Here is a 325-nt window from a genome sequence, read left to right as displayed (position 1 = left end):
CGCGTTCGCCCGCGAGCTTCTGGCGATGGTCGAGCGATAGCGCCGGCCTCGTCCACCCTCTCGCCCGGCCGCGCTGGTCGGGCCGCCCCTCTCCCCTTCCGAGATATCCCGATGTCCAACGTCGTCGCCTTCACGTCCCGCAAGCACCCGCCCGAACCGGCAGCCCCGGCGCCGCTCGCCGGCCTCGCCCTTCGCGCCCATCTGGAAGACGCGGCACAGACTGCCCTTGATGCAGCGGACAAGATCATCGCCGCCTTGGATCGGATCGACGGCGCTGAGACCGCCCCGGAACCCGCCTTCAAGGCCATGACGGCGCACGCGGGAC

General features: G+C 71.4%; 1 pseudogene. It reads left to right on the top strand.

The window, feature by feature from the left end:
- Nucleotides 1-111 precede the first annotated feature (111 nt).
- Nucleotides 112-325: pseudogene (locus MKK52_RS02510) on the top strand (hypothetical protein); the annotation flags it as partial.

The organism is Methylobacterium sp. J-067, assembly GCF_022829465.1.
Lineage (GTDB): Bacteria > Pseudomonadota > Alphaproteobacteria > Rhizobiales > Beijerinckiaceae > Methylobacterium > Methylobacterium litchii.
Note: the sequence above shows the minus strand (reverse complement) of the source record. Positions and strands in the feature narration are given on the sequence as shown.